The 24235-nt window shown below is 66.0% G+C and carries 36 protein-coding genes; 33 read left to right on the forward strand and 3 right to left on the reverse strand.

Going from position 1 to position 24235, the window contains the following annotated elements:
* Window positions 1-46: 46 nt before the first annotated feature.
* From fusA to rplQ, 31 genes are all read left to right on the forward strand, one after another.
* The gene (fusA, locus tag RAH39_RS00910) at window positions 47-2155 is read left to right on the forward strand and encodes an elongation factor G (protein ID WP_306590921.1); all 2109 of its coding nucleotides are present in this window, start codon (window positions 47-49) and stop codon (window positions 2153-2155) included.
* 344 nt (window positions 2156-2499) lie between these two features.
* Window positions 2500-2826 carry a 30S ribosomal protein S10 gene (gene rpsJ, locus RAH39_RS00915; RefSeq protein WP_043483643.1) on the forward strand — a complete coding sequence of 109 codons (327 nt, stop codon included), beginning with the start codon at window positions 2500-2502 and terminating at the stop codon, window positions 2824-2826.
* A gap of 15 nt (window positions 2827-2841) precedes the next feature.
* Window positions 2842-3468 (forward strand): 50S ribosomal protein L3, encoded by a 627-nt coding sequence (rplC, locus tag RAH39_RS00920; RefSeq protein WP_306590922.1) that lies wholly within the window; start codon window positions 2842-2844, stop codon window positions 3466-3468.
* 1 nt (window position 3469) lies between these two features.
* Complete coding sequence (gene rplD, locus RAH39_RS00925) at window positions 3470-4105, forward strand: 50S ribosomal protein L4 (protein WP_306590923.1); 636 nt, start codon at window positions 3470-3472, stop codon at window positions 4103-4105.
* Complete coding sequence (locus RAH39_RS00930; protein WP_306590924.1) at window positions 4102-4377, forward strand: 50S ribosomal protein L23; 276 nt, start codon at window positions 4102-4104, stop codon at window positions 4375-4377. The genes rplD and RAH39_RS00930 overlap by 4 nt, the downstream gene beginning before the upstream one ends.
* Before the next feature lie 83 nt (window positions 4378-4460).
* A complete protein-coding gene (rplB, locus tag RAH39_RS00935; protein WP_306590925.1) occupies window positions 4461-5282 on the forward strand; it encodes a 50S ribosomal protein L2 in 822 nt (273 codons plus the stop codon).
* A gap of 11 nt (window positions 5283-5293) precedes the next feature.
* Complete coding sequence (gene rpsS / locus RAH39_RS00940; RefSeq protein ID WP_026852752.1) at window positions 5294-5578, forward strand: 30S ribosomal protein S19; 285 nt, start codon at window positions 5294-5296, stop codon at window positions 5576-5578.
* A 2-nt stretch (window positions 5579-5580) separates the two neighbouring features.
* Window positions 5581-5934 carry a 50S ribosomal protein L22 gene (gene rplV, locus RAH39_RS00945; protein WP_306590926.1) on the forward strand — a complete coding sequence of 118 codons (354 nt, stop codon included), beginning with the start codon at window positions 5581-5583 and terminating at the stop codon, window positions 5932-5934.
* Window positions 5935-5936: 2 nt separating this feature from the next.
* Window positions 5937-6584, forward strand: coding sequence for a 30S ribosomal protein S3 (gene rpsC, locus RAH39_RS00950; protein WP_306590927.1), 648 nt, complete (start codon window positions 5937-5939; stop codon window positions 6582-6584).
* Between the two features lie 9 nt (window positions 6585-6593).
* Window positions 6594-7013 carry a 50S ribosomal protein L16 gene (rplP, locus tag RAH39_RS00955; RefSeq protein ID WP_285576787.1) on the forward strand — a complete coding sequence of 140 codons (420 nt, stop codon included), beginning with the start codon at window positions 6594-6596 and terminating at the stop codon, window positions 7011-7013.
* Window positions 7014-7018: 5 nt separating this feature from the next.
* Window positions 7019-7219, forward strand: coding sequence for a 50S ribosomal protein L29 (rpmC, locus tag RAH39_RS00960; protein ID WP_306590928.1), 201 nt, complete (start codon window positions 7019-7021; stop codon window positions 7217-7219).
* Window positions 7220-7227: 8 nt separating this feature from the next.
* Window positions 7228-7485, forward strand: a complete 258-nt coding sequence (gene rpsQ / locus RAH39_RS00965) for a 30S ribosomal protein S17 (protein WP_306590929.1) — start codon at window positions 7228-7230, stop codon at window positions 7483-7485.
* A 9-nt stretch (window positions 7486-7494) separates the two neighbouring features.
* Complete coding sequence (gene rplN, locus RAH39_RS00970) at window positions 7495-7863, forward strand: 50S ribosomal protein L14 (RefSeq protein ID WP_026852746.1); 369 nt, start codon at window positions 7495-7497, stop codon at window positions 7861-7863.
* Window positions 7863-8138 (forward strand): 50S ribosomal protein L24, encoded by a 276-nt coding sequence (gene rplX, locus RAH39_RS00975; RefSeq protein ID WP_306590930.1) that lies wholly within the window; start codon window positions 7863-7865, stop codon window positions 8136-8138. Before rplN ends, rplX begins: the two co-directional genes overlap by 1 nt.
* A 281-nt stretch (window positions 8139-8419) precedes the next feature.
* Window positions 8420-8983, forward strand: coding sequence for a 50S ribosomal protein L5 (rplE, locus tag RAH39_RS00980; protein WP_306590931.1), 564 nt, complete (start codon window positions 8420-8422; stop codon window positions 8981-8983).
* A gap of 18 nt (window positions 8984-9001) precedes the next feature.
* Window positions 9002-9187, forward strand: coding sequence for a type Z 30S ribosomal protein S14 (locus RAH39_RS00985; protein WP_026852743.1), 186 nt, complete (start codon window positions 9002-9004; stop codon window positions 9185-9187).
* Window positions 9188-9199: 12 nt separating this feature from the next.
* Window positions 9200-9595 (forward strand): 30S ribosomal protein S8, encoded by a 396-nt coding sequence (rpsH, locus tag RAH39_RS00990; protein ID WP_306590932.1) that lies wholly within the window; start codon window positions 9200-9202, stop codon window positions 9593-9595.
* Between the two features lie 49 nt (window positions 9596-9644).
* Window positions 9645-10181, forward strand: coding sequence for a 50S ribosomal protein L6 (gene rplF, locus RAH39_RS00995; protein ID WP_306590933.1), 537 nt, complete (start codon window positions 9645-9647; stop codon window positions 10179-10181).
* A 9-nt stretch (window positions 10182-10190) separates the two neighbouring features.
* Window positions 10191-10553, forward strand: a complete 363-nt coding sequence (rplR, locus tag RAH39_RS01000; protein ID WP_306590934.1) for a 50S ribosomal protein L18 — start codon at window positions 10191-10193, stop codon at window positions 10551-10553.
* 9 nt (window positions 10554-10562) lie between these two features.
* Window positions 10563-11087, forward strand: coding sequence for a 30S ribosomal protein S5 (rpsE, locus tag RAH39_RS01005; protein ID WP_306590935.1), 525 nt, complete (start codon window positions 10563-10565; stop codon window positions 11085-11087).
* 1 nt (window position 11088) lies between these two features.
* Window positions 11089-11286 carry a 50S ribosomal protein L30 gene (gene rpmD, locus RAH39_RS01010; protein WP_306590936.1) on the forward strand — a complete coding sequence of 66 codons (198 nt, stop codon included), beginning with the start codon at window positions 11089-11091 and terminating at the stop codon, window positions 11284-11286.
* A 3-nt stretch (window positions 11287-11289) separates the two neighbouring features.
* Window positions 11290-11766: a 50S ribosomal protein L15 gene (gene rplO / locus RAH39_RS01015; RefSeq protein ID WP_306590937.1), complete on the forward strand. Its 477-nt coding sequence runs from the start codon at window positions 11290-11292 to the stop codon at window positions 11764-11766.
* 6 nt (window positions 11767-11772) lie between these two features.
* The gene (gene secY / locus RAH39_RS01020; protein WP_306590938.1) at window positions 11773-13128 is read left to right on the forward strand and encodes a preprotein translocase subunit SecY; all 1356 of its coding nucleotides are present in this window, start codon (window positions 11773-11775) and stop codon (window positions 13126-13128) included.
* Window positions 13125-13784 (forward strand): adenylate kinase, encoded by a 660-nt coding sequence (locus RAH39_RS01025; RefSeq protein ID WP_306590939.1) that lies wholly within the window; start codon window positions 13125-13127, stop codon window positions 13782-13784. The genes secY and RAH39_RS01025 overlap by 4 nt, the downstream gene beginning before the upstream one ends.
* Window positions 13781-13999: a translation initiation factor IF-1 gene (gene infA / locus RAH39_RS01030; RefSeq protein ID WP_306590940.1), complete on the forward strand. Its 219-nt coding sequence runs from the start codon at window positions 13781-13783 to the stop codon at window positions 13997-13999. Before RAH39_RS01025 ends, infA begins: the two co-directional genes overlap by 4 nt.
* A gap of 18 nt (window positions 14000-14017) precedes the next feature.
* The gene (rpmJ, locus tag RAH39_RS01035) at window positions 14018-14134 is read left to right on the forward strand and encodes a 50S ribosomal protein L36 (protein ID WP_243288424.1); all 117 of its coding nucleotides are present in this window, start codon (window positions 14018-14020) and stop codon (window positions 14132-14134) included.
* Window positions 14135-14143: 9 nt separating this feature from the next.
* The gene (gene rpsM / locus RAH39_RS01040; RefSeq protein ID WP_306590941.1) at window positions 14144-14512 is read left to right on the forward strand and encodes a 30S ribosomal protein S13; all 369 of its coding nucleotides are present in this window, start codon (window positions 14144-14146) and stop codon (window positions 14510-14512) included.
* A gap of 12 nt (window positions 14513-14524) precedes the next feature.
* Window positions 14525-14932 carry a 30S ribosomal protein S11 gene (gene rpsK / locus RAH39_RS01045; protein ID WP_243303191.1) on the forward strand — a complete coding sequence of 136 codons (408 nt, stop codon included), beginning with the start codon at window positions 14525-14527 and terminating at the stop codon, window positions 14930-14932.
* A 15-nt stretch (window positions 14933-14947) separates the two neighbouring features.
* On the forward strand, window positions 14948-15580 hold the full coding sequence (gene rpsD, locus RAH39_RS01050; protein ID WP_306590942.1) for a 30S ribosomal protein S4: 633 nt from the start codon (window positions 14948-14950) through the stop codon (window positions 15578-15580).
* 9 nt (window positions 15581-15589) lie between these two features.
* Window positions 15590-16561 carry a DNA-directed RNA polymerase subunit alpha gene (locus RAH39_RS01055; RefSeq protein ID WP_306590943.1) on the forward strand — a complete coding sequence of 324 codons (972 nt, stop codon included), beginning with the start codon at window positions 15590-15592 and terminating at the stop codon, window positions 16559-16561.
* 9 nt (window positions 16562-16570) lie between these two features.
* Entirely contained in the window at window positions 16571-16963 is a 393-nt protein-coding gene (rplQ, locus tag RAH39_RS01060; protein WP_306590944.1) for a 50S ribosomal protein L17, read from the forward strand.
* 54 nt (window positions 16964-17017) lie between these two features.
* Here the strand turns inward: rplQ and RAH39_RS01065 are convergent, their stop codons facing one another.
* Complete coding sequence (locus RAH39_RS01065) at window positions 17018-18472, reverse strand: serine/threonine protein kinase (protein WP_306590945.1); 1455 nt, start codon at window positions 18470-18472, stop codon at window positions 17018-17020.
* 5 nt (window positions 18473-18477) lie between these two features.
* Window positions 18478-19248, reverse strand: a complete 771-nt coding sequence (locus RAH39_RS01070) for a metallophosphoesterase family protein (RefSeq protein WP_306590946.1) — start codon at window positions 19246-19248, stop codon at window positions 18478-18480.
* A 398-nt stretch (window positions 19249-19646) separates the two neighbouring features.
* On the opposite strand from RAH39_RS01070, the gene RAH39_RS01075 reads away from it, so the two are divergent.
* Window positions 19647-21308: an MFS transporter gene (locus RAH39_RS01075; RefSeq protein WP_306590947.1), complete on the forward strand. Its 1662-nt coding sequence runs from the start codon at window positions 19647-19649 to the stop codon at window positions 21306-21308.
* Between the two features lie 85 nt (window positions 21309-21393).
* Window positions 21394-23346, forward strand: a complete 1953-nt coding sequence (gene acs / locus RAH39_RS01080) for an acetate--CoA ligase (RefSeq protein ID WP_306590948.1) — start codon at window positions 21394-21396, stop codon at window positions 23344-23346.
* A gap of 69 nt (window positions 23347-23415) precedes the next feature.
* On the opposite strand, the gene RAH39_RS01085 is transcribed toward acs, so the two are convergent.
* On the reverse strand, window positions 23416-24231 hold the full coding sequence (locus RAH39_RS01085; protein WP_306590949.1) for a purine-nucleoside phosphorylase: 816 nt from the start codon (window positions 24229-24231) through the stop codon (window positions 23416-23418).
* Between the last annotated feature and the right edge of the window lie 4 nt (window positions 24232-24235).

A 24235-nucleotide genomic window follows, 5' to 3' on the forward strand; every position in this document is an offset into this window, starting at 1 on the left:
CCCTTTCGATCCTTTCCGCACCGAATCCCCTATTCAGGAGGCCGACGTGGCCCGCCAGACCCCCCTCGAGCGCTACCGGAACATCGGCATCATGGCGCACATCGATGCCGGCAAGACCACCACGACGGAGCGCATCCTCTACTACACCGGCAAGATCCACAAGATCGGCGAGGTGCATGAGGGCGCGGCTACCACCGACTGGATGGTGCAGGAGCAGGAGCGCGGGATCACCATCACGTCCGCCGCCATCACCGCCGCCTGGACCCCCCAGACGGGCCAGCTGAAGGGCGTGGAGCACCGCATCAACATCATCGACACCCCCGGCCACGTGGACTTCACCGCCGAGGTGGAGCGCTCCCTGCGCGTCCTCGACGGTGCCTGCGCCGTGTTCTGCGCCGTGGGCGGCGTCGAGCCCCAGTCCGAGACCGTGTGGCGCCAGGCCGACAAGTACGGCGTGCCCCGCATGGCCTTCGTGAACAAGATGGACCGCCCCGGCGCGAACTTCTTCCGGGTGGTGGAGATGATGCAGAGCCGCCTGAAGGCGCGCCCCATGCCCATCCAGATCCCCATCGGCGCCGAGGACGAGTTCAAGGGCGTGGTCGATCTCGTGATGATGAAGGCCCTCACCTTCGACGAGGCCGACAAGGGCTTCAAGGTCCTCTACGGTGAGATCCCCGCCGATCTGGTGGAGACCGCCAAGGAGTGGCGCGAGAAGATGATCGAAATGGTCGCCGAGACCGACGACACCCTGATGGACAAGTACCTGGGCGGCGAAGAGCTGACCGAGGACGAGGTCCGCACGGGCATCCGCAAGGGCTGCATCAACCTGACCTTCACGCCGATGATGTGCGGCTCCGCCTTCAAGAACAAGGGCGTCCAGCCCATGCTCGACGCGGTGGTGAGCTACATGCCTTCGCCCCTCGACATCGCGGCCATCAAGGGCGTGGACGAGGATGGCAACGAGGCCGAGCGCAAGGCTGACGACAGCGAGCCTTTCAGCGCCCTCATCTTCAAGATCATGGCCGATCCCTTCGTGGGTTCGCTGGCCTTCCTGCGCGTCTATTCGGGCGTGCTGGCCGCCGGTTCCGGCGTCTACAACCCCGCCAAGGGCCGCCGCGAGCGCATCGGGCGCCTCCTCCAGATGCACGCGAACAAGCGCGAGGACATCGAGGAAGTCCGCACCGGCGACATCGGCGCTGCCGTGGGCCTCAAGGATGTCCTCACCGGGCAGACCATCTGCGACGAGAACCACCCCGTGATCCTGGAGTCCATGGACTTCCCCGATCCCGTGATCCAGGTGGCCATCGAGCCCAAGACCAAGGCCGACCAGGAGAAGATGGGCGTCGCCCTCAGCCGCCTGGCCCAGGAGGATCCCACTTTCAAGGTGAAGACCGATCCCGAGACCAACCAGACGATCATCGCCGGGATGGGCGAGCTCCACCTCGAGATCATCGTCGACCGCATGATGCGCGAGTTCAAGGTCGAGGCCAACGTGGGCAAGCCGATGGTGGCCTACCGCGAGACGATTCGGAAGCGGGTCGAAGCCGAAGGCAAGTTCGTGCGTCAGTCCGGCGGTCGCGGCCAGTACGGCCACGTCAAGCTCATCATCGAGCCCAACGAGGCCGGCAAGGGCTACGAGTTCGTCAACGACATCAAGGGCGGCGTGGTTCCCAAGGAATACATCAAGCCCACCGACCAGGGCATCCAGGAAGCCATGCAGTCCGGCGTCCTCGCGGGCTACCCCTGCGTCGACATCAAGGTCACCATCTTCGACGGCAGCTACCACGACGTGGACTCCAACGAAATGGCGTTCAAGATCGCCGGCTCCATGGGCTTCAAGGCGGGCTGCGAGAAGGCCTCCCCCGTGATCCTCGAGCCGATCATGGCCGTCGAGGTCGTGGTCCCCGAGGATTACATGGGCGACGTCATCGGCAACCTGAACAGCCGCCGCGGCCGCATCGAGAACATGGAGGACCGCGCGGGCTCCAAGGTGGTCACCGCCAAGGTGCCCCTCGCCGAGATGTTCGCCTACTCCACCACCCTGCGCGGCATGACCCAGGGCCGCGGCAACTACACCATGCAGTTCTCGCACTACGAGGAAGCGCCCCGCAACGTGGCCGAAGAGATCGTGGCCAAGGTCAAGGGCGCCAAGTAATCGGCGGGGGTTCCACGCTCCGCTGACGCTGCGCGAACACCCCCGCACCCCCGCATCTCGGTCTGGCAAAGCCGGTCCCTCGATGCTGACAACTTCAAGCATTCTTGTTTTACCTGCAGTTCTAGCCCCTCTCGGGGTGAGGCCGTTCTTCGAACCTTCGGGTTGCCGGGCCTCCTGATCCACCGCTTCCTCCTCCGGGAGGTCGTGCGTTCTTCTAAAAAGCCGTTGAATTTACAGCGGCTTTTGTTATGCTGATCAGCCCTGTCCCCGTTTCCGGGATGGATCCACTTGGGCGGTCAACGCCCCACGTCTATGGACGGGTCTGCCGTCCCAATGGAGTGAGCATGAAAGACAACATCCGCATCCGTTTGCGTGCCTTCGATCACCGTCTGCTCGACCAGAGCACCCGCGAGATCGTGGACACGGCCAAGCGCACGGGCGCCCAGGTGGCCGGGCCCATTCCCCTGCCCACCCGGACGAACAAGTACACCGTGAACCGTTCCCCCCACGTGGACAAGAAGAGCCGCGATCAGTTCGAGATCCGCACGCACAAGCGGCTGCTCGACATCCTGAATCCGACTCAGAACACCGTGGACACCTTGATGCGCCTCGACCTCCCCGCGGGTGTCGACGTCGAGATCAAGGTCTTCAGCCGCCAGGGCAACCGGTAAGGGAGGGGAGAAGACATGTCCAAAGGAATCATCGGCAAGAAGCTGGGAATGACCCAGATCTTCAATGAGCAGGGGCAGATCGTCCCGGTGACCGTCATCCAGGCCGGTCCCTGCGTCATCGTTCAGCGCAAGACGTCCGCCAAGGACGGCTACGAGGCCGTGCAGATCGGCTTCGTGGACCCCAACGGCGGCAAGCGCGCCTCCAAGGCTGAGAAGGGCCACTGCGAGAAGCTGGGCATCGCCCCGCTTCGCGTCATCCGCGAGATCAAGGTGGATGCCTCCAGTGCCGCCCAGCCCGGCGATAGCGTCCTGGCGAGCGCCTTCGAGGCGAAGACCAAGGTGAACGTCACCGGCATCAGCAAGGGCAAGGGCTTCGCCGGCGTCATCAAGCGGCACCACTTCGCCGGCGGCCGCGCGACCCACGGCTCCATGTTCCACCGCGCTCCCGGCTCCATCGGCGGATCCAGCTACCCCAGCCGCGTGTTCCCCGGAATGCGCATGGCCGGCCACATGGGCGATGCCCAGGTGACCGTCCGCAACCTGGAGATCGCCAAGGTGGACGTCGAGAACAACCTGCTGCTCATCAAGGGCGCCGTCCCCGGCCCCAAGGGTGGGTACATCGTCATCAAGCAGGAGGCCTAGGATGGCAGCGTTCCAGCACCCCGTCGTCAACTTCGACAACCAGTCGGTCGGCACTGTCGATCTCCTGCCCGAGGTGTTCAAGCTCGAGGACCTGAACCAGCACCTGATCTGGGAAGCGGTCCGCCACTTCCTGGCGAAGCGCCGCGCCGGCACCGCCAAGACCAAGGACAAGTGGGAAGTCAGCGGCTCCGGCAAGAAGCTGTGGAAGCAGAAGGGCACCGGCCGCGCCCGCATGGGCTCCATCCGCAGCCCGCTGTGGAAGGGCGGCGCCACCGTCCATGGTCCCCACCCCCGTTCCTACGACTACGCCTTCCCCAAGAAGGCCCGCCGCGCGGCCCTGCGCAACGCGCTGTCCGCCAAGCTGGCGAGCGGCCAGGTGACGGTGGTCGAGAACTGGGACATCGCGTCCCACAAGACCAAGGCCTTCATTCAGACCCTCGGCAAGCTCGGCATCACCGGTTCCGCCCTCCTGGTGGGCACCGAGGCCAGCGAGAAGCTCTCCATGGCCGCCGGCAACAACCCCAAGCTGCAGACCATCGAGAGCCTGGGCGTCAACGTCTATGAGCTCCTCAAGTACGACCAGGTGATCTTCTCCAAGGAAGCCGTCCTGGCCCTCCAGGAAGTGGTGAAGCCATGACCAAGATCTTCGACGTGATCCGCAAGCCCCTCCTCACGGAGAAGGGCCAGATCCTGCGGGAAAAGAACATCCAGGTGTTCGAAGTCGCCACCTGGGCCACCAAGCACCAGATCCAGGAAGCCGTGGAGCTCCTGCTCCAGTCCAAGGTGAAGGCCATCCGCACCGTGCGGATCCCCAGCCGGACCAAGCGCCTGGGCCGCTTCGTGGGGACCTCCGGCCCCCGGAAGAAGGCCTACGTCGAGCTCGCCGAAGGCGCCCCCGCGGCCGAGTAGGCGACGACGCATCTCCTATGGCGGACGGACAAGCTTTGCCCACTATCGCCCGCCCTTTTCAACCCTGAGGCAAGAGGACAACCATGAGCATCAAGCAGCTCAAGCCCACGACCCCCGGTCAGCGCGGCATGTCCAAGTTCGGCTTCGAGGAGATCACCACGGACGCCCCCGAGCGCTCCCTGATCGCCAAGAAGAACCGCACTGGCGGCCGTTCCAACACCGGCCGGATCACCACCCGCCACATCGGCGGGGGCCACAAGCGCCAGTACCGCATCATCGACTTCAAGCGCAACAAGCTCGAAGTGCCCGCCAAGGTGGCCACCATCGAGTACGACCCCAACCGCACCGCCCGCATCGCCCTGCTGGTCTACGCGGACGGCGAGAAGCGCTACATCCTGGCCCCCGACGGCCTCGAAGTGGGCCGCACCGTGGTGGCCGGCAAGAACGCCGACATCCTGGTGGGCAACGCGCTCCCCCTGCGCAACATCCCGGTCGGCAACACCGTGCACAACATCGAGATGAAGCCGGGCAAGGGCGGCCAGATCGCCCGCGCCGCCGGCACCTTCGCCCAGCTCGTGGCGAAGGAAGACGACTACGCCCAGCTCCGCATGCCCTCCGGCGAGATCCGCAAGATCCACCTGGAGTGCTACGCGACCATCGGGACCGTCGGCAACCTCCAGCACGAGAACGTGCAGCTCGGCAAGGCCGGCCGCACCCGCTGGAAGGGCATCCGCCCGACCGTCCGAGGCGTGGTGATGAACCCCGTCGACCACCCGCACGGCGGCGGCGAAGGCCGCACCTCCGGCGGACGCCACCCCGTGACCCCTTGGGGTCAGCCGACGCGCGGTTACAAGACCCGCGGCAACCGGCGCACGGACAAGTTCATCGTCAAGCGGATCAACTAGGAGGCCCGACAATGGCACGTTCCCTGAAAAAAGGCCCGTTCATTGACGCCCACCTCCAGAAGAAGGTGGAAGTCGCCCAGGCGGCCAACGACAAGCGCGTGATCAAGACCTGGTCCCGCCGTTCGACGGTCGTTCCGCAGATGATCGGACTGACCCTCGCCGTTCACAACGGCAACAAGTTCATTCCTGTGTATGTCACCGAGAACATGATCGGCCACAAGCTGGGCGAATTCGCCCTGACCCGCACCTTCAAGGGGCACGCGGGCAAGGCTGACACCAAGGCGAAGGGGAAGTGACGATGGCTGAGATCGTTTCCACCGCCACCGTTCGCCACCTGCGCGGCTCGGCCCAGAAGGCCCGCCTCGTGGTGGACATGATTCGCGGCAAGCAGGTCGGCGAGGCCCAGTGGGTTCTCACCCAGGCCAAGAAGTACGCCGCCGCCCCCATCCGCAAGCTCCTGGATTCCGCCGTGGCCAACGCCATCGACAAGAATCCCTCCGTCAACCCCGACGCCCTGATGGTGAAGACCGCCTTCGTGGACGAGGGCTTCCGCATGAAGCGCGTCCGCCCTGCGCCCATGGGCCGGGCCTACCGGGTCCAGAAGCGCACCTGCCACATCACCATCCAGCTCGCCGCGGCCGGGGAGGAGTAGTCATGGGTCAGAAGGTCCACCCGTACGGGTTCCGCCTCGTCCATCAGAAGAACTGGCACAGCAAGTGGTTCTCCAAGCGCGAGTACTCCGCGCTGCTGCACGAGGATCTCAAGCTGCGCCGCGAACTGAAGAAACAGCTGCACAGCCTCAACGCGATGATCTCGAAGATCGACATCGAGCGCGCCGCGGACAAGGTCACCGTGCGCATCTTCACCGCCCGCCCCGGCATCGTGATCGGCCGCAAGGGCGCCGAGATCGACAAGCTGCGCGAAGACCTCCAGAAGCGCCTGAACCGCCCCGTGTCCGTCGACATCCAGGAGATCAAGAAGCCTGAAGTCGATGCCCAGCTCGTGGCCGAGGGCGTGGCCCAGCAGCTCGAGCGCCGCATCGCCTTCCGCCGCGCGATGCGCAAGGCTGAGGAAGCCGCGATCCGCTTCGGCGCCAAGGGCTTCAAGATCAAGGTCTCCGGCCGCCTGAACGGCGCCGAGATCGCCCGGACCGAGGACTACCTCTCCGGCCAGATGCCCCTGCAGACCATCCGCGCGGGCGTTGACTACGGTTTCGCCGAGGCCCGCACGACCTACGGGATCATCGGCATCAAGGTTTGGGTGAACCTGGGCGACCAGGTTGCCGAGACCGTGAAGCGCTGAGGTGACCCTATGCTGATGCCCAAGAAGGTCAAGAACCGCAAAACCCAGAAGGGCCGCACGCGCGGCGTCGCCACCCGCGGCAATGATCTCGCCTTCGGCGATTTCGGCCTCAAGGCGATGGAGCACTGCTGGCTCACGAACCGCGAGATCGAAGCCGCCCGTATCGCCATGACCCGCCACATCAAGCGCGGCGGCAAGATCTGGATCCGCATCTTCCCCGATCGGCCCACCACGTCGAAGCCCGCGGAAACCCGCATGGGTTCCGGCAAGGGAGCTCCGGACGGCTGGGTGGCGGTGATCCGCCCCGGTCGCATCCTCTTCGAAATGGAAGGGGTCACCGAGGAAATCGCGCGCGAAGCCCTGCGGCTCGCCCAGATGAAGTTGTCCGTGGCGTCCGAATTCGTCAGCCGCACGCCGCCGGAGGAGTGAGAGCCATGTCCAAGAAGAATCCCTTTTCCGAATTGACCGGCAAGAGCGTCGAGGAGCTCGCGCAGCTGGAGGCCGAACTGGCCGCCAAGCGCTTCACCCTCCGCTTCCAGCACGCCGTGGGCCAGGTCGAGAACACCGCCGAGATCCGCAAGACTCGCCGGGAACTCGCCCGCGTCAAAACCGCCCTGGCTACCAAGCTGGCCTAGGAGATCCCATGAGCCTCGAAAACAAGATGATCCGCAACGGCGTCGTGGTCTCCAACAAGGCCGACAAGACCGTGGTGGTGAAGGTGGAGCGCAAGTTCCAGCACCCGCTCTACCACCGCACGGTCAAGCAGACCGCCAAGTTCATGGCTCACGACGAGACCAACGCCTGCGCCATCGGCGATACGGTCAAGATCGTGGAGACCCGCCCCCTTTCCAAGCGCAAGCGCTGGATGGTCCTCGAGATCGTCCAGAAGGCCGGCGAGTAAGGAGCTCACATGATCCAGATGGGAACCATGCTCACCGTCGCCGACAATTCCGGCGCCAAGAAGATCTGCTGCATCCTGCCCCTGGGCGGGGGCGTCGGCAAGATCGCCCAGCTCGGCGACGTGATCACCGCCTCCGTCAAGGAAGCGATCCCCGGCGGCACCGTCAAGAAGAAGGCCGTGGTGCAGGCGGTGATCGTCCGCCAGCGCAAGGCCTACCGCCGCAAGGACGGCTCCTACATCCGCTTCGACGAGAACGCCGCCGTCATCATCAAGAAGGATGGCGAGCCCGTCGGGACCCGCGTCTTCGGCCCCGTGGCCCGCGAGCTCCGCGAGCGGAAGTACATGAAGATCGTCTCCCTCGCCCCTGAGGTGCTGTAATGGAAGTCACCACCACCAAGATGAAGCTCAAGAAGGGCGACCAGGTCGTCGTCATCGCCGGCAAGGAAAAGGGCAAGACCGGAACCATCACCAAGGTCAGCCCCTCCACCAACCGGGTGGTCGTGGCCGGGCTCAACGTGATCAAGAAGGCCACCAAGCCCAATCCCCAGACCGGCGAGGGCGGCGGAATCGTGGAGAAGGAATCCCCCATCCACGCCTCCAACGTCATGCTGCTCGACCCCACGACCGGCAAGGGCACCCGCAAGCGGGCGTAATGTTCTCCGGGGGGTTGCGCTATGCGCACGCCCCCGGACCCCCGGGTTCGGAACGGGCTGAGCCCGCTCCGAACTCACTGTTTTCCTGGGAATTTGATTTCTGCGGAAACGGCTTCTGTGCAAGAATGTTCATTCTGTCCCGTGCGCGGGGCGGAGTTTCCAGGGCGCATCCCGCGCCATGACAACTGAGGTTGGGGGGAAACGGGCCGGACCGCCGTCCCAAGCCCCCTCGCTCTCCCGAACCCCTGGGGCATAGCCGCCCCACGGAAATGGAGGAATCCATGACTGCCACGCAAGGCCACGCGGAGCCCCGCGTCAAGGCTCGCTACCACCAGGAGGTGGTGTCGAAGCTCACGGAGGAATTCGCATTCTCCTCCGCCATGCAGGTTCCCCGCCTGCAGAAGATCGTCATCAACATGGGCGTCGGCGACGCCATCCAGAACATCAAGGTCCTGGATGTGGCCGTGGACGAGCTGACCGCCATCGCCGGCCAGAAGGCCGTCGTGCGCAAGGCCAAGAAGAGCGTCGCGCAGTTCAAGCTGCGCGCCGGGATGCCCATCGCCTGCATGGTGACCCTGCGCGGTCCCCGCATGTGGGAGTTCTTCGACCGCCTCGTCAGCCTTTCCCTTCCCCGCGTCCGCGACTTCCGCGGCGTGCCCACCAAGTCCTTCGACGGCCGCGGCAACTACACCCTCGGCCTCAAGGACCAGTTGATCTTCCAGGAGATCGACTACTCCAAGGTGGACAAGATGAAGGGCATGAACATCACGTTCGTGACCACCGCCGCCAACGACGCCGAAGCGCGGGCCCTGCTCGCCCACCTCGGTATGCCCTTCCGCAAATAGGCTAAGGAGATCATACCGATGGCCAAGATTTCCAAGATCGTCAAGGATTCGCGCAAGCCGAAGTTCTCGACCCAGCACCGCAACCGCTGCAAGTGCTGCGGCCGGCCTCGGGGCTTCATGCGCAAGTTTGAACTCTGCCGTCTGTGCTTCCGCAAGTTCGCCCTCAACGGCGAGCTGCCGGGCGTCCAGAAGTCCAGCTGGTAAGGAGAGGGGACCATGCATACCGATCCCATCGCTGACTACCTCACGCGCATTCGCAACGGCATCATGGCCGGTCACGATGCCGTCGTCGTCCCCGCGTCCAAGATCAAGGCCGGCCTCTGCGGCATCCTGAAGCAGGAGGGCTACATCCACTCCTACAAGCAGGTGGAGCACGAGGGCCGCGAGTACCTGATCCTCAACCTGAAGTACGTGAAGGACAAGGAGAACGTGATCCACGGCCTGCGCCGCGTGTCCCGTCCCGGCCTTCGCATCTACTCCGGCGCGCAGGAGATCCCCGACGTGAACGGGGGCCTCGGCATCGCCATCGTGTCCACCCCGAAGGGTCTCCTGACGGGCAAGGACGCCAAGAAGCAGAACGTCGGCGGCGAAGTCCTCGCCCACGTCTGGTAACCCAATCCTGAAATGGGCGGAACCTCCGCCCTCATCTAAGGAATCCACCATGTCTCGAATCGGAAAGAAGCCCGTGACACTGCCCAAGGGCGTGAAGGTCACCGTCACCGGGTCCGAGGCCGTCGTCGAGGGCGCCAAGGGCAAGCTCACCTGCCCGATCCCCGCGGGGATCACGCTCGACGTCCAGGCCGACTCCGTGAACCTCACCCGCGCCAATGACGAAGCCCAGACCCGGGCCTACCACGGCCTCACCCGCGCCCTGCTCGGCAACGCCGTCATCGGCGTGACCGACGGCTGGAAGAAGGAACTGGACATCGTCGGCGTCGGCTACAAGGCCGCCATGGACGGGGCCAAGCTCAACCTCGAGCTGGGCTACAGCCACCCCATCAAGTACGAGGCGCCCGCCGGCATCCAGATGGCCGTCGAGAAGACCACCCACATCGTCGTGACCGGCATCGACCGGCAGCTGGTGGGCCAGGTCGCCGCCGACATCCGGAAGTTCCGCAAGCCCGAGCCGTACAAGGGCAAGGGCGTCATGTACACCGGCGAAGTCATCCGCCGCAAGGCCGGCAAGACCGGGAAGTAAGGGGAACCCATGGCGAACGACATCAACATTCGACGTGACAAGACCAAGGCCCGCATCCGCGGCCGCGTGAGCGGCACCCCGGAGCGTCCCCGCCTCACCATCTACAAGAGCCTGAAGCGGATCTACGTGCAGGCGGTGGATGACACCAAGGGCATCACCCTGGCTTCCGCCAGCAGCCTGGAGAAGGATCTCCGCGGCTCGCTCAAGAACGGCGCCAACATCGAGGCCGCCAAGGCCGTCGGTGCGAGCATTGCCGCCCGCCTGAAGGAGAAGGGCATCACCTCCGTGGTGTTCGACCGGAACGGCTACGTCTACCACGGCCGCGTCAAGGCGCTGGCTGACAGCGCCCGCGAAGCCGGGCTCCAGTTCTAGGGGATCACCATGGCGACTGCAGAGCTCAAGGACAACAAAGAAACCCGCAACTCCGAAGCCGGGGAATTCAAGGACCAGGTCATCTACGTGGGCCGCGTCACCAAGGTGGTAAAGGGGGGCAAGAACTTCTCCTTCTCCGCGCTGGTGGTCGTGGGCGACGGCAACGGCAAGGTCGGCTTCGGCCTCGGCAAGGCCCTCGAAGTGCCCTCCGCCATCAAGAAGGGCATCGAGAGCGCCAAGCGCAACATGATCAGGGTTCCCCTCACCCCGAACGGCAGCCTGCCGCACCCGGTGACGGGCATCTTCGGCTCCGGCAGCGTGCTGCTGAAGCCGGCCCCCGAGGGCACCGGCATCATCGCCGGCGCCGCGGTGCGCGCCATCATGGAGGCCGCCGGCGTCCACAACGTGATGACGAAGAGCCTGGGCTCCTCCAATCCCCACAACGTGGTTCGCGCCACGTTCGAGGGGCTGAAGGGCCTCATGGATCCCTACACGGTCCTGACCAACCGGGGCCTGGACCAGGCGGAGGTTTAACATGTCGCAGTTCATCGGCAAGCAGGTGGTGCTGACCCTCAAGCGCTCCATCATCTGCACCACTCCCAAGCACCGCGCCTTCATGCAGACCCTCGGTCTGAAGCGGCCCGGCGATACCCGCGAATGCGAATACACCCCCAACGTCCACGGGATGGTCAAGCTCGTTCCTCATCTCATCGACGTTAAGGTGAAGGGGTAGGTCATGAAGCTCAACGAACTCAAGCCCGCTGAGGGCGCCACCAAGACTCGGAAGCGCCTCGGGCGCGGCAAGGGCTCCGGCCTGGGCAAGACCTCCGGCCGCGGCGAAAAGGGCCAGAAGTCCCGCTCCGGCTACCGCAGCAAGCGCGGTTTCGAGGGCGGCCAGATGCCCCTCGTCCGTCGCCTGCCCAAGCGCGGCTTCACCAACATCTTCGCTCCCGAGACCAAGGAGATCACCCTCAGCCTCATCTCCATCCACTTCAAGGATGGGGAGACGGTCACCCTCGAGGCGCTCCGCGCCAAGAAGCTGGTGAACTCCCGCGTCGAGAAGATCGTGGTGCTGGCCAGCGGCGAACTCACCACCAAGGTGAACGTCGTGGCCGACCGGATTACCAAGGGCGCCCGTGAAGCCATCCTGGCCAAGGGCGGCACCATTCAGGAACCCCGCGCCCAGGAGTCCAGCGCGAAGTCGGCCGAGTAACGGACGATGAGTCGCCTCAAGAACCTCTTCGCCATTCCGGAGCTGCGCAAGCGGCTCCTCTTCACCCTGATCCTCCTGGCCATCTACCGGCTGGGCGTGCACGTCAGCGTGCCCGGGGTGAACGCCGAGAACCTGCAGGCGGCCCTCCGCCGCGGGGGCGGCGGGCTGTTCGACGTCGTCGATCTGTTCTCCGGCGGCGCGTTCAAGAAGTTCTCGGTCTTCGCCCTCGGCATCGCCCCCTACATCACGGCCAGCATCGTGCTGCAGTTGATGGGGGCGGTGGTGCCCTATCTGGAGAACCTCCAGAAGAAGGAAGGCGAGGCCGGCCGGCAGAAGATCAACCAGTGGACCCGCTACCTCACCGTGCTCCTGGCCTTCGTCCAGGGCCTTGGCATCGCGTCCCTGGCCCAGAGCCAGAACGCGCCTGGCCTCGAGGTGGTGACCAGTTCCCTCTCTCCGACGGGGTTCCGCCTCCTGGCGGCCTTCACCCTGTCCGTGGGCACGCTGTTCGTCATGTGGATCGGCGAGCAGATCACGGAACGGGGCATCGGGAACGGGATCTCCCTGCTGATCTTCGCGGGCATCGTGGCGGGCCTGCCCCAGGGCGTGACCACGCTGAGCGTGATGATCGCCCAGTCGCTCAGGAACGCCCCGAACGTTCCGCCTCCGGGCATCTTCATCCTGCTCATCGCGGCGATGATCGTGGTCCTGCTGGCGGTGGTGATGGTGGAGAACGCCTACCGGCGGATCCCCATCCACTACGCCCGCCGGGCGGATTCGGCCGGGATGTCCAGCCAGCGAAGCAGCTACATGCCCCTGAAGCTGAACACCGCCGGCGTGATGCCCGTCATCTTCGCCAGCTCGGTGATCTTCTTCCCGGCCACCATCGCCCAGTTCACGCGGTGGGAATGGCTGGCCAAGGCGGCCGCCTACGTGAGCCCCCAGACGCATTTCTGGGTCTACACGCCGGTCTTCGTGAGCGTGGTGATCTTCTTCGCCTTCTTCTACACCAGCATCGTGTTCAACCCCGATGAGACCGCCGAGAACATGAAGCGGTCCGGGGGCTACATTCCCGGCATCCGGCCGGGCAAGGAAACCAGCGTCTTCATGGACGGGATCCTGTCCAAGCTGACCTTCGTGGGCGCGATCTACCTCGCCCTGGTTTCCCTCGTGCCCCTGCTCATCACCAACAACATCCAGGGCCTCAACTTCTACTTCGGCGGCACCAGCCTGCTGATCGTGGTGGGCGTGGCCATGGACAGCGCGGCCCAGCTGGAAAGCCTGCTGGTCATGCGCCGCTACGACGGGTTCCTCGAGAAGGGCCGCATCCGCGGCCGCTCGGCCCGCGGAGGGGCGGCATGAGCCTCACGGCGCACATCCTGCTCGGAGCCCCCGGCTCCGGCAAGGGCACCCAGGCCAAGCGCCTGGTGGAAACATTCTCTTTGACTCACCTGTCTACCGGTGACATTCTGAGAGATGCCGTCTCGAAAGGGACGGAGATCGGCCTGAGGGCGAAAGCCATCATGGCCGAGGGCAAACTGGTGGACGACGACACCGTCAACGGCCTGGTCTTCGCGCGGCTGCTGGACGAAAGCTCTGACGTGTTGTTCGACGGCTATCCCCGCACCCTGCAGCAAGCTCAGGCCCTGGAAGACTTCCTCTCCTCCAAGGGCATGAAGGTGGGTCACGTGGTGCTGGTCGAAGTCCCCCAGGAGGTGCTGGAAGCCCGCGTGGTGGGCCGGCGCGTCTGCAGCAGCAATGCCTGCGGCGCCATCTACCACCTGGAATCCAAGCCCCCCAGGCAGGCCGGTGTCTGCGACGTGTGCGGAAGTCCCCTGAAGCACCGTTCCGACGACACCTCCGAGGCCTTCCGGAGCCGGATGGGCGAGTTCAACTCGACCTTCCAGCCGCTCCTCGGCTTCTACAAGCATCGGCCGACCTTCCGGAGCGTGGATGGCAATCGCGCCCCGGAGCTGGTGTTTGAATCGCTGCGTCACGTCTTCGGAGAACGCGCTTGAGCAAAGAAGAAGCCATTGAGCTCGAAGCCACAGTGGTCGAGGCCTTGCCCAACGCCGTCTTCCGGGTCGAACTGGAGAACAAGCACCAGGTGCTGGCGCACATCAGCGGAAAGATGCGCAAGAACTTCATCCGCATCCTTCCCGGTGACCGGGTCCTCGTGGAAGTCACGCCCTACGACCTGTCCCGTGGCCGCATCATCTACCGATTCAAGTAAACGAAACGAGAGGACACCATGAAAGTTCGGCCCTCCATCAAGAAGCTGTGCGAGCACTGCAAAGTGGTCCGGCGCGAAGGCATCAACCGGATCATCTGCAAGAAGAACCCCAAGCACAAGCAGCGTCAGGGTTAAGGAGACACGATGGCACGCATTTCAGGCATTGATCTGCCCATCGGCAAGCGCATCGAGATCGCGCTCACCTACATTTTCGGCATCGGCCGCGCCAAGGCGCACAGCATCCTGACCCGCGCGAAGGTTGACTTCGGCACCAAGGTTCGGGATCTGACCGAGGACGAAGTCGGCCGCATCCGCCGCGTCATCACCGCGGAAGAGACGGTGGAGGGCGACCTCCGCAAGAACATCGCGCTCGACATCAAGCGGCTCATGGACATCGGGTGCTACCGGGGCCTGCGCCACCGGAAGGGCCTGCCCGTCCGCGGTCAGCGCACGCATACCAACGCCCGCACCCGCAAGGGCAAGCGGCGCACCGTGGCCGGCAAGAAGAAGTAAGGCGAGGAGCACATGGCCAAGACCCAGACCCGGACCGCCGGCAAGAAGGTGGTCAAGAAGAAGGAAAAGAAGAACGTCCCCCACGGCGTGGCTCACGTCCAGGCGTCCTTCAACAACACGATCATCTCCATCTCTGATCCGATGGGGAACATGCTCTGCTGGGCTTCCAGCGGCAACCAGAACTTCCGCGGCACCCGCAAGGGCACGCCCTTCGCAGCCCAGGTGGCCGCCGGCATCGCCGCCGAAGCCGCCAAGGAGCAGGGCGTCCGCTCGGTCGACGTTCGCGTCAAGGGCCCCGGAGCCGGCCGTGAGAGCGCGATCCGCGCCCTCAACGCCGCCGGCATCCAGGTGACCAGTATCCGCGACGTCACCCCCATCCCCCACAACGGCTGCCGGCCGCCCAAGCGGCGCCGGGTTTAAGAGAGGAGGAGAGACATGGCACGTTACACAGACGCCGTTTGCCGCCTCTGCCGCCGCGAGGGCATGAAGCTCTACCTCAAGGGCGAGCGCTGCTACAAGGAAAAGTGCTCGTTCGAGACCCGCAAGGGCAAGATCCCCGGCCAGCACGGCGCCGGCAAGATCAAGAAGCCCACGGGCTACGCCCTCCAGCTCCGCGAGAAGCAGAAGGTCAAGCGCATCTACGGTGTGCTTGAGAAGCAGTTCCGCCACTACTTCGAGAAGGCCGACGCCAAGAAGGGCGTCACCGGCCACAACCTGCTCGGGTTCCTCGAGTGCCGCCTGGACAACGTGGTCTACCGCCTGGGCTTCGCGTCCAGCCGCGCCACGGCCCGCCAGATGGTCATGCACGGCCACGTGCAGATCAACGGCAAGCGAGTGGACATCCCCTCCTTCCAGGTCAAGCCTGGGCAGGCGGTGGAGCTGGGTCGGCGCGCCCGCGAGAACGACGGGGTCAAGTCCTCCGTCGAGACCTCCGCCGGACGCGGCATTCCCAAGTGGCTTTCCCTGGACGCCGCCGCCTTCAAGGGTCAGGTGCTCGCCACCCCGACCCGCGAAGACATCACTCTGGACATCAACGAGCAGCTGATCGTTGAACTGTATTCCAAGTAAGGGGGCAGGATGCTGAACCTCAGCGATTTCCAGAGGCCGCGATTCGCGGAGGTGACCCCCGGGTCCCTCACGGACTCCTACGGAGAGTTCGTGGCCTACCCCTTCGAGCGTGGCTTCGCCACGACCGTCGGGCACAGCCTGCGCCGGGTGCTGCTCAGCAGCATCCAGGGCGCGGCTGTCACGAACGTCCGGATCAAGGGCGTCATGCACGAGTTCACGACCCTTCCCGGGGTCTGGGAGGACATCACCCACGTCCTCCTGAACCTCAAGGAAGTGCCCTTCAAGCTGCACAGCAGCGAGCCCCAGACGGTGACCATCTCCGCCAAGGGCGAGGGCGCGGTGACTTCCGCCGCCATCCGCTGCAACCAGAACGTGGAGGTCGTGGATCCCAACATCCACATCGCCACGCTCGGCGAAGAGGGCGAGCTGGAAGTCGAGATGGTGGTCCGCATGGGCCGCGGTTTCGTCACCGCGGACCGCAACCATGACGAGAGCCTGGGCATCGGCTTCATCCCCATGGACGCCAACCACAGCCCCATCGTCCGCGTGAACTACATCGTGGAGCCCGCCCGCGTGGGTCAGAGCACCGACTACGAGAAGCTCACGCTCCAGGTGTGGACCAACGGCGCCGTCAATCCCAAGGAAGCCGTCTCTGACGCGGCCCTCATCCTGCGCGACCACTTCCTCGTGTTCGCCCGCCAGGACGAGGACTTCACTGAGATGGAAATGGGCGGGGCGACCCTCGGCAGCGAGGCCGCCAACACCTGGCTCGGCAAGTCCGTCGAGGAGCTTGAGCTCTCCGTGCGGGCGAACAACTGCCTCCGCAACGCGAACATCACCACCATCGGCGAGCTGGTCCAGCGGACCGAGGCCGAGTTGATGAAAACCAAGAACTTCGGCAAGAAGTCGCTCCAGGAGATCAAGGACGAGCTCGCTCGCATCGGTCTCTCCCTCGGAATGCGGCTCGAGCAGGAAGTGTAAGGAGCCCCCATGCGTCACAACGTTTCCGGCAAGCGCCTGGGCCGCACCACCAACCAGCGCAAGGCCCTCATGAAGAACCTGGCGACCGCCCTGATCCAGAGCGAGCGCATCGAGACCACCCTGGTGAAGGCCAAGGAGCTTCGCGGCTTCGTGGAACCCTTCATCACCCTCGCGAAGACCGACAGCGTGGCCAATCGCCGCCTGGCGATGGCCCGCCTGGGAAGCAAGGACGCCGTCCAGAAGCTCTTCGGCGCCGACTTCCGCAAGCGCTTCGAAAACCGCCCCGGCGGCTACACCCGCATCCTCAAGATGGGCCACCGCCTCGGCGACGCGGCCGACATGGCCCTCATCGAGTTCGTGGACTACACCCTCCCCGAGCCCAAGGCCGAGGACGCGGAGTAGCATTCCGCCGCATCAGGGAACCGCCCCGGCTTGCCGGGGCGGTTTCGCGTACGCTCAGCCCACGGTCCACGGCGCGTCCGATTCCTCCGCTTCCTTTTCCGGGAGTGGCGTCCGGCCCTGGGGACGGGAGCGCACCACCGTCACCGTGCAGCTCGCCTGGGCGGCCACCTGGCTGGAGACGCTGCCCAGGAGCGTCCGGCGGAGGGAGCTGGCCCGGGCCCCGATCACGATGTGGTCCACGTGGTTGGCGCTGGCGTACTGCAAGATGGCGGCGGCGGGATCGGGGGATTCCAGGACATGGAAGCTGATGCGGCCCTCCTCCAGGCCCAGACCCACTCCCCAGGCCTTCAGCTCCAGCAGGCGCTGGAGGTGGATGTTCCGTCCCTGGGCGTCAAGGGTCGGGTCCAGGCTGATCCGCCCCTGCTTCAGGACGTTGAGGCAGGCCACCCGCGCGCCCGGAAGGGCCGGGAGCATGCGGGCGACCATGGCGCGGAGCTGCTCCGCGATGGGCGCTCCTTCCGCCGACAGGTCGACGGCCACCGCCAGGATCGGGGCGTCGCCATCGGAGCGGGCCGGCGCGCTCGCTGCGCTCACGAAGTGCTGCGGATCCGCGAACCGGCGGCGCAGGACCGCGGTGAAGGGATCCTGCCGGAGCTTCTCCGACCGGGCGGTGAGCGTCACCTGCCCGGGTTCCGCCAATGCCAGGGCGAGCTGGGCGGCGGTGGGATAGCGCCAGGCGGGATGGACTTCCAGGCAGCGGAGGATCGCCTCCTGCAGCCAGGGTGGGCAGTCCGGCCGGAGGCGGCGGGGCGGGACCGGATCCCGCCACAGGCGGCGCTTGAGCCCGCGGAGCCGCTGGGGATCGCCGAAGGGGCGCCGGCCCGTGAGGAAGAAATACATCAGGACGCCGGCGGCGAACTGGTCGCTGCGCGGATCCTTGCGGTGGCCGAGGATCTGCTCCGGCGCCATGTAGGGCGCGGTGCCGTAGGGCAGGCGGAACTCCTCGCCCATCAGGTCCGGGAGCTGGGCGTGGCGGGCTAGCCCGAAGTCCACCAGGACGATCTCCCCCGTGGGCCGCTGGAGAAGGTTGGAAGGCTTCACGTCGAAGTGGATGACGTGCTGGCGATGCAGCGCGTCCAGCGCGACGGCCAGGCGGGCCCCCAACGCGGCGACGTCGGCCGCGGGCCAGGGGAGGTTCCGCAGGGCGGGCAGGAGGGACGGACCGGGAATCCGCTCCATCACCAGGTGGGGGCGGTCTCCGGCTTCACCCTGGGCGACGAAACGGGGGACGTGCGGGCCCTCCAGCCGCGGCAGGATCATCTGCTCCATCTCGAAGCCGACGATGGCCGCGGGATCCACGCCCTCGCACAGGACGGGCAGTTTCATCAGGAGGGGCAGGTCCAGGTCCGATCGCGACACGGCCCACAACTCCGCCATCCCCCCGCGGTGGATGCGTTCCTCCAGGAGGAACCCATCCAGGAGAAGGCCCGGTCGGAGCCGCTCGGGCACCACCGTCAGCCCCCCTTCCGTAGCCGCTCCGCCAGGGCGGGGGGCAGACCGGCTTCCAGCACGGCGGCGGCGGCGGCTTCGACATCGTAGGGGACGCGCATGTGGGTGATCTCGGCGCGGGCCGTGTCCAGCAGCGCGTAGGCGGCGGCGGGATTGCCGTCCCGGGATTGGCCGACGGCGCCCACCACCGTCAGCCAGCGCCGATGGCGAGGGAGGGGGATGGGAACGCCGGGCACGGGATCGAAGGAGACCAGCTGCCCCGTGGCGGTGATCCCGTGGAGCGCGGGCACGTGAGTGTGGCCACAGTAGATGGTCTGGGCCCGGCTGGCCTCCAGCGCCCTCCGCGCATCCCGCCCCTCGCGGATGTAGATCCAGGGAGGGTAGGTCTGGGGGCTGGCGTGGACGTACAGCCGATCGCCGTCCTCGAAGCGGAGGGGCAGGCTCTCCAGGAAATCCCGGGCGGCGGGCCCCAACTGGCCTCGCGTCCAGGCCATGGCGGTCTCCGCATCGGGGGTCATGACGTCGCGCAGGTCGGCCACGGCCCGATCGTGGTTTCCCGCGATGGCGATGGCTCCCCGGGCGGACTCCTCCATCAGCCGGTCCACCACCGCCGCGGGTTCCGCCCCGTAGCCCACGTAGTCTCCGAGGAACACCAGCCGCTCCGCTCCGGCGTTCCGCGCGTGGGCCAGGCACGCCTCCAGCGCGCGCCGGTTGGCGTGGATGTCGGCCAGAAGGGCGAGGCGCATGGGCGTTCCGGGGAAGGGGACCTGGTCCATGATAGGGATCCTCCGGCCGGACGGGCGCGGATAAAAGACGATCTGAAGGTCGACAGGATCCAGGTGGGATGCGGCTTTCCGCCTTCCCTAAAAGATAAAGAAACTTGCCGGAAGAGACTTGACCCGCTCCCCGCGAAGGCGTTAGCTAGGGGCAGTCCACCTTTCTCCAGCCTCCTGATCTTTCCGCGTGATGGCGGTTTCATCGCGAAATCCCGTGCCGTAACCCCGTTTCGTCCGGCCTGGCCTCTCCAGGCGCCCCATTCCATCGTTCCGGCCCCGCCGCCGGCCATCCGTAAAGGGGGATCCCCACATTCCGCACTCCCGGGTCGCGCGGCCCGACCCCGGCACCATTCCTTGAATTCCGGTCAACGAAAGGACTTTCGCGGAGGCAACCCGATATGGCAATCGCAACCGAACAAGTGGCAATCAAGGCCCCGATCAGCAAGGAAGAGCGGCTGGTGATCGTCGCGTCCTCCGTGGGGACGGTCTTCGAGTGGTACGACTTCTACCTCTACGCCACGCTGGCGCCGTTTTTCGCGGCCCTGTTCTTCCCCAAGGGCAACGAGACGGCGGCCCTGCTGTCGGCCTTCGCGGCCTATGCGGCAGGCTTCCTCGTCCGCCCCTTCGGCGCCCTCGTGTTCGGGCGCATCGGCGACCTGATCGGCCGCAAGTACACGTTCCTCGTCACCATCCTGGTCATGGGCCTGTCGACGTTCGGCGTGGGCCTTCTGCCGACCTTCGAGTCCATCGGCTGGGTGGCGCCCATCATCATGGTGACCCTGCGCCTCCTCCAGGGCCTGGCGCTGGGCGGCGAGTACGGCGGAGCGGCCACCTACGTGGCGGAGCACTCCGCCCACGACCGCCGCGGCTACAACACCAGTTGGATCCAGACCACCGCCACGGTGGGCTTCTTCCTCGCCCTCGCCATCATCGGCGCCTGCCGGGTGGGCATGGACACCAAGGCCTTCAGCACCTGGGGCTGGCGCATCCCGTTCTGGGTCTCCATCGCGCTGCTCGGCGTGTCCATCTGGATCCGCCTGAAGCTGCACGAGTCGCCGGTCTTCCAGAAGATGAAGGCCGAAGGGAAGACCTCCAAGGCCCCTCTGTCGGACAGCTTCCTGAAGTACCCGAACAACAAGTACGCGCTGCTGGCCCTTCTGGGCGCCACCGCGGGGCAGGGCGTGGTGTGGTACACCGGCCAGTTCTACGCCCTCTTCTTCCTCCAGATCACGCTGAAGCTGGACTTCCTGACCACCTACATGCTGGTGGGATCGGCGCTCCTGCTGGGCACCCCTTTCTTCATCTTCTTCGGGTGGCTGTCCGACAAGATCGGCCGCCTGAAGATCATTCTGGCGGGCTGCCTGATCGCCGCGCTGACCTACTTCCCGCTGTTCAAGGCCCTCACCCACTACGTGAATCCCGCGCTGGAGACCTTCCAGAACAGCACCATCATCCAGGTGGCCGCGGATCCCAAGGAAGAGAATTTCGTCCTGTTCGTGATGCCCACCACCAAGTTCAGCCAGGTGGATCGGGTGAACGACTTCTTCGCGAAGCAGGGCCTCAACGTCCGGAAGATCGCGCCGGAGCCCGGAAAGCCGGTGGTGGCGACGCTCATCGGCCGCAACGCCGCCACGGGCGAGATGACCACGACCCGCGTCGAGGGTTGGAGTCCGGCTTCCGAAGCGGCCCTGAAGAAGGCCCTGACGGATCTGGGTTATCCCAAGGAGGCCGACAAGGCCCGCATCAACTACGGCATGACTCTCCTGATCCTGTTCGCGTTCCTCATCTACGTGACGATGGTCTACGGGCCCATCGCGGCGTTCCTGGTGGAGCTGTTCCCCACGAACATCCGCTACACCTCCATGTCGCTGCCCTACCACATCGGCAACGGCTGGTTCGGCGGGATGCTGCCGCTCTTCGCCACGGCCATCGTGGCCCTGAAGGGGAACATCTACTACGGCCTCTGGTATCCCGTGATCGTGGCCCTCGTGACGTTCGTGATCGGAGGCCTCTTCCTCAAGGAAACCAAGGACCGGGACATCTCCACCTACGAGCACTGAACCGCTTCCGGAAGGCGCGCCGCGCGGGGCTTCTCCCGCTCGGCGCGCCGCCGTCCTTTCACGCCTTCCTGGCACGGAGCCGCGCATGTCCGAAGACCTCTTTCCCGTGAAACCCGCCATCCGGGACCGGGCCCACATCAAGACCATGGAGGAGTACCAGCGGCTGTACCGCCTGTCCCTGGACAACCCCGAGTGGTTCTGGGGGGAGCAGGCCAAGACGCTCACCTGGTTCCATCCCTGGCAATCGGTCTTCGACGCGGACTACAAGGAAGTGGACTTCTCCTGGTTTTCGGGCGGGCGCCTCAACGCCTCGTTCAACTGCGTGGACCGGCACCTGCCGCACCTCGGGGACAAGACGGCCATCATCTGGGCCCAGGACGAGCCGGGCGTCTACACCCACATCACCTACCGCGAGCTCAAGCACAATGTCGCGCGGGTGGCCAACGTCCTGCTGCACAACGGCGTGAAGAAGGGCGATCGTGTCTGCCTCTACCTCACGATGATGCCGGAGCTGATCTACACCATGCTCGCCTGCGCCCGGATCGGGGCGGTGCATTCCGTGGTCTTCGGGGGCTTCTCCGCGGAGGCGCTCCGCGACCGCATCGTGGACGCCCGCTGCAAAGTGGTGGTCACGGCCAACGAGGGCCTCCGCGGCGGAAAGAAGGTTCCTCTCAAGCGGACCGTGGACCGGGCCGTGGAGGGCATGTCGCTGGTGGAATGCGTCCTCGTGGCCCGGCGGACGGATGCGGAAGTCCCCATGCAGCCCGGCCGCGACCTGTGGCTGGACGAGGAGACCGCCCGCCAGCGCTCCACCTGCACCAACGAATGGATGGGCGCGGAGGATCCGCTGTTCATCCTCTACACCTCCGGCAGCACCGGCAAACCCAAGGGGCTCCTCCACACCACCGGCGGGTACCTCACCTACGCGGCGTTCACCCACGAGATGGTCTTCGACTACCACGCGGACGACATCTACTTCTGCGCCGCCGACATCGGCTGGGTGACGGGGCACAGCTACATCGTGTACGGCCCGCTGGCGAACGGCGCCACCACGGTGATCTTCGAATCCACCCCGCTCCATCCGGATCCGGGCCGCTACTGGCGGATCATCGACGATCTGGGCGTGACCATCTTCTACACCGCCCCCACGGCGCTCCGGGCCCTGGCCCAGGCCGGCGACGAGTGGATCAAGAAGTACAGCCGGAAGTCCCTGCGGATCCTCGGCACGGTGGGCGAGCCGATCAACCCGGAAGTCTGGCGCTGGTACCACGACGTGGTGGGCGAAGGCCGCTGCGCGGTGGTGGACACCTGGTGGCAGACGGAGACCGGCGGAATCCTGATCACGCCCCTGCCGGGAGCCACGCCCACCAAGCCGGGTTCGGCGACCCTCCCATTCTTCGGGGTGAAGCCGGTGATCGTGGATCCCGCCACGGGCTCGGTCCTGGAAGGAAACGGCGTCTCGGGCGCCCTCTGCCTCGCCGCCCCCTGGCCCGGCCAAGCGCGGACGGTTCATGGGGACCACAAGCGCTTCCGCGAGACCTACTTCACCCAGTACCCCGGCTACTACTTCACCGGCGACGGGGCGCGGCGCGACGAGGACGGCTACTACTGGATCACCGGCCGCATCGACGACGTCATCAACGTCTCCGGCCACCGGCTGGGCACGGCGGAGGTGGAGAGCGCCCTGGTGGCGCACGAGGCCGTGGCCGAGGCGGCGGTGGTGGGTTACCCCCATCCCATCAAGGGCCAGGGGATCTACTGCTACGTGCTGCTCAACTCGGGCTACGCGGAGGGAAACCGCGACCAGCTCGTCGGGGCCCTCAAGGAGCAGGTGCGCCAGGCCATCGGCGCCTTCGCCGCGCCGGACGTCATCCACATCGCCCCGGGCCTGCCGAAGACCCGCAGCGGCAAGATCATGCGCCGCATCCTGCGGAAGATCGCCTCCGCCGAATACGACGGCATGGGAGACATCTCCACCCTCGCCGAGCCGGAAGTGGTCAACAAGCTCATCGAGGAACACCAGGCCGAGCACCGCTGAGGGAGCTCGGATCTGCAAAGAAGCCCGGCTTGGCCGGGCTTCTTTGCGTGTGCCCTCATTCTGAGGGAGCTAGAGGGAGAGGTCGCGGACGAAGGTCCGGACGAGGGCCTCGAAGCGGCCCGCAGCGGCGGCGCCCGCTTCCAGGACTTCCTGGTGGGTGAGCGCCTGGGGCAGGATCCCCGCGGCCATGTTGCACAGGCAGGAGATCCCCGCCACGCGCATCCCCTCGTGACGGGCCACGATGGCTTCGGGAACGGTGCTCATCCCCACCGCGTCGGCGCCCATGACGCGGAAGGCCCGGATTTCGGCGGGGGTCTCATAGCTGGGCCCCGTCAGGCCCAGGTAGACGCCCTGACGGAGGGGCTGTCCCAGGGCGCTCGCGCAGGTCGCCAGCCGCTCGCGGAAGGCCGGATCGTAGACCGCCGTCATGTCGGGAAAGCGGGGGCCCGGCTCGACGTTGGCGCCGATGAGCGGGTTGGTCCCGAAGAAGTTGATGTGGTCCGTGAGGGCCATGAGGTCGCCCACGGCGAAAGCCGGGTTCAGAGCGCCGGCGGCGTTGGTGAGCAGGACGGCCTTCGTTCCCAGGCGGCCGTAGAGGCGCATGGGCGTGACCACGAGGGGCATGGGGTGTCCCTCGTAGAAGTGGAAGCGGCCCGCCTGAAGCGCCACCTTCCGGCCTTCGAACTCACAGAAGACCAGCTTTCCGCCGTGTCCCGCCACGGTGGGCGCGGGAAATCCCGGAAGATCCGTGAAGGGGATGGTCACCCCGGCCCGGGCTTCGGGGCTGTCGGCCAGGGCTCCCAGGCCGGAGCCCAGGACGATCGCCAGGTCGGGAACGAAGGGCGCGCGGGCCCGGAGGGCCTCAAGGGCAGGGAACGCGGTCATGGCG

Source organism: Geothrix sp. 21YS21S-4 (assembly GCF_030845995.1).
Lineage (GTDB): Bacteria > Acidobacteriota > Holophagae > Holophagales > Holophagaceae > Geothrix.

Bases quoted from the DNA above. Each gene is read 5' to 3' on its own strand.
- rpsJ (WP_043483643.1), top strand. From the start codon at position 2,500: ATGAAAGACAACATCCGCATCCGTTTGCGTGCCTTCGATCACCGTCTG.
- rplC (WP_306590922.1), top strand. From the start codon at position 2,842: ATGTCCAAAGGAATCATCGGCAAGAAGCTGGGAATGACCCAGATCTTC.
- rplD (WP_306590923.1), top strand. From the start codon at position 3,470: ATGGCAGCGTTCCAGCACCCCGTCGTCAACTTCGACAACCAGTCGGTC.
- RAH39_RS00930 (WP_306590924.1), top strand. From the start codon at position 4,102: ATGACCAAGATCTTCGACGTGATCCGCAAGCCCCTCCTCACGGAGAAG.
- rplB (WP_306590925.1), top strand. From the start codon at position 4,461: ATGAGCATCAAGCAGCTCAAGCCCACGACCCCCGGTCAGCGCGGCATG.
- rpsS (WP_026852752.1), top strand. From the start codon at position 5,294: ATGGCACGTTCCCTGAAAAAAGGCCCGTTCATTGACGCCCACCTCCAG.
- rplV (WP_306590926.1), top strand. From the start codon at position 5,581: ATGGCTGAGATCGTTTCCACCGCCACCGTTCGCCACCTGCGCGGCTCG.
- rpsC (WP_306590927.1), top strand. From the start codon at position 5,937: ATGGGTCAGAAGGTCCACCCGTACGGGTTCCGCCTCGTCCATCAGAAG.
- rplP (WP_285576787.1), top strand. From the start codon at position 6,594: ATGCTGATGCCCAAGAAGGTCAAGAACCGCAAAACCCAGAAGGGCCGC.
- rpmC (WP_306590928.1), top strand. From the start codon at position 7,019: ATGTCCAAGAAGAATCCCTTTTCCGAATTGACCGGCAAGAGCGTCGAG.
- rpsQ (WP_306590929.1), top strand. From the start codon at position 7,228: ATGAGCCTCGAAAACAAGATGATCCGCAACGGCGTCGTGGTCTCCAAC.
- rplN (WP_026852746.1), top strand. From the start codon at position 7,495: ATGATCCAGATGGGAACCATGCTCACCGTCGCCGACAATTCCGGCGCC.
- rplX (WP_306590930.1), top strand. From the start codon at position 7,863: ATGGAAGTCACCACCACCAAGATGAAGCTCAAGAAGGGCGACCAGGTC.
- rplE (WP_306590931.1), top strand. From the start codon at position 8,420: ATGACTGCCACGCAAGGCCACGCGGAGCCCCGCGTCAAGGCTCGCTAC.
- RAH39_RS00985 (WP_026852743.1), top strand. From the start codon at position 9,002: ATGGCCAAGATTTCCAAGATCGTCAAGGATTCGCGCAAGCCGAAGTTC.
- rpsH (WP_306590932.1), top strand. From the start codon at position 9,200: ATGCATACCGATCCCATCGCTGACTACCTCACGCGCATTCGCAACGGC.
- rplF (WP_306590933.1), top strand. From the start codon at position 9,645: ATGTCTCGAATCGGAAAGAAGCCCGTGACACTGCCCAAGGGCGTGAAG.
- rplR (WP_306590934.1), top strand. From the start codon at position 10,191: ATGGCGAACGACATCAACATTCGACGTGACAAGACCAAGGCCCGCATC.
- rpsE (WP_306590935.1), top strand. From the start codon at position 10,563: ATGGCGACTGCAGAGCTCAAGGACAACAAAGAAACCCGCAACTCCGAA.
- rpmD (WP_306590936.1), top strand. From the start codon at position 11,089: ATGTCGCAGTTCATCGGCAAGCAGGTGGTGCTGACCCTCAAGCGCTCC.
- rplO (WP_306590937.1), top strand. From the start codon at position 11,290: ATGAAGCTCAACGAACTCAAGCCCGCTGAGGGCGCCACCAAGACTCGG.
- secY (WP_306590938.1), top strand. From the start codon at position 11,773: ATGAGTCGCCTCAAGAACCTCTTCGCCATTCCGGAGCTGCGCAAGCGG.
- RAH39_RS01025 (WP_306590939.1), top strand. From the start codon at position 13,125: ATGAGCCTCACGGCGCACATCCTGCTCGGAGCCCCCGGCTCCGGCAAG.
- rpmJ (WP_243288424.1), top strand. From the start codon at position 14,018: ATGAAAGTTCGGCCCTCCATCAAGAAGCTGTGCGAGCACTGCAAAGTG.
- rpsM (WP_306590941.1), top strand. From the start codon at position 14,144: ATGGCACGCATTTCAGGCATTGATCTGCCCATCGGCAAGCGCATCGAG.
- rpsK (WP_243303191.1), top strand. From the start codon at position 14,525: ATGGCCAAGACCCAGACCCGGACCGCCGGCAAGAAGGTGGTCAAGAAG.
- rpsD (WP_306590942.1), top strand. From the start codon at position 14,948: ATGGCACGTTACACAGACGCCGTTTGCCGCCTCTGCCGCCGCGAGGGC.
- RAH39_RS01055 (WP_306590943.1), top strand. From the start codon at position 15,590: ATGCTGAACCTCAGCGATTTCCAGAGGCCGCGATTCGCGGAGGTGACC.
- rplQ (WP_306590944.1), top strand. From the start codon at position 16,571: ATGCGTCACAACGTTTCCGGCAAGCGCCTGGGCCGCACCACCAACCAG.
- RAH39_RS01070 (WP_306590946.1), bottom strand. From the start codon at position 19,248: ATGGACCAGGTCCCCTTCCCCGGAACGCCCATGCGCCTCGCCCTTCTG.
- RAH39_RS01075 (WP_306590947.1), top strand. From the start codon at position 19,647: ATGGCAATCGCAACCGAACAAGTGGCAATCAAGGCCCCGATCAGCAAG.
- acs (WP_306590948.1), top strand. From the start codon at position 21,394: ATGTCCGAAGACCTCTTTCCCGTGAAACCCGCCATCCGGGACCGGGCC.
- RAH39_RS01085 (WP_306590949.1), bottom strand. From the start codon at position 24,231: ATGACCGCGTTCCCTGCCCTTGAGGCCCTCCGGGCCCGCGCGCCCTTC.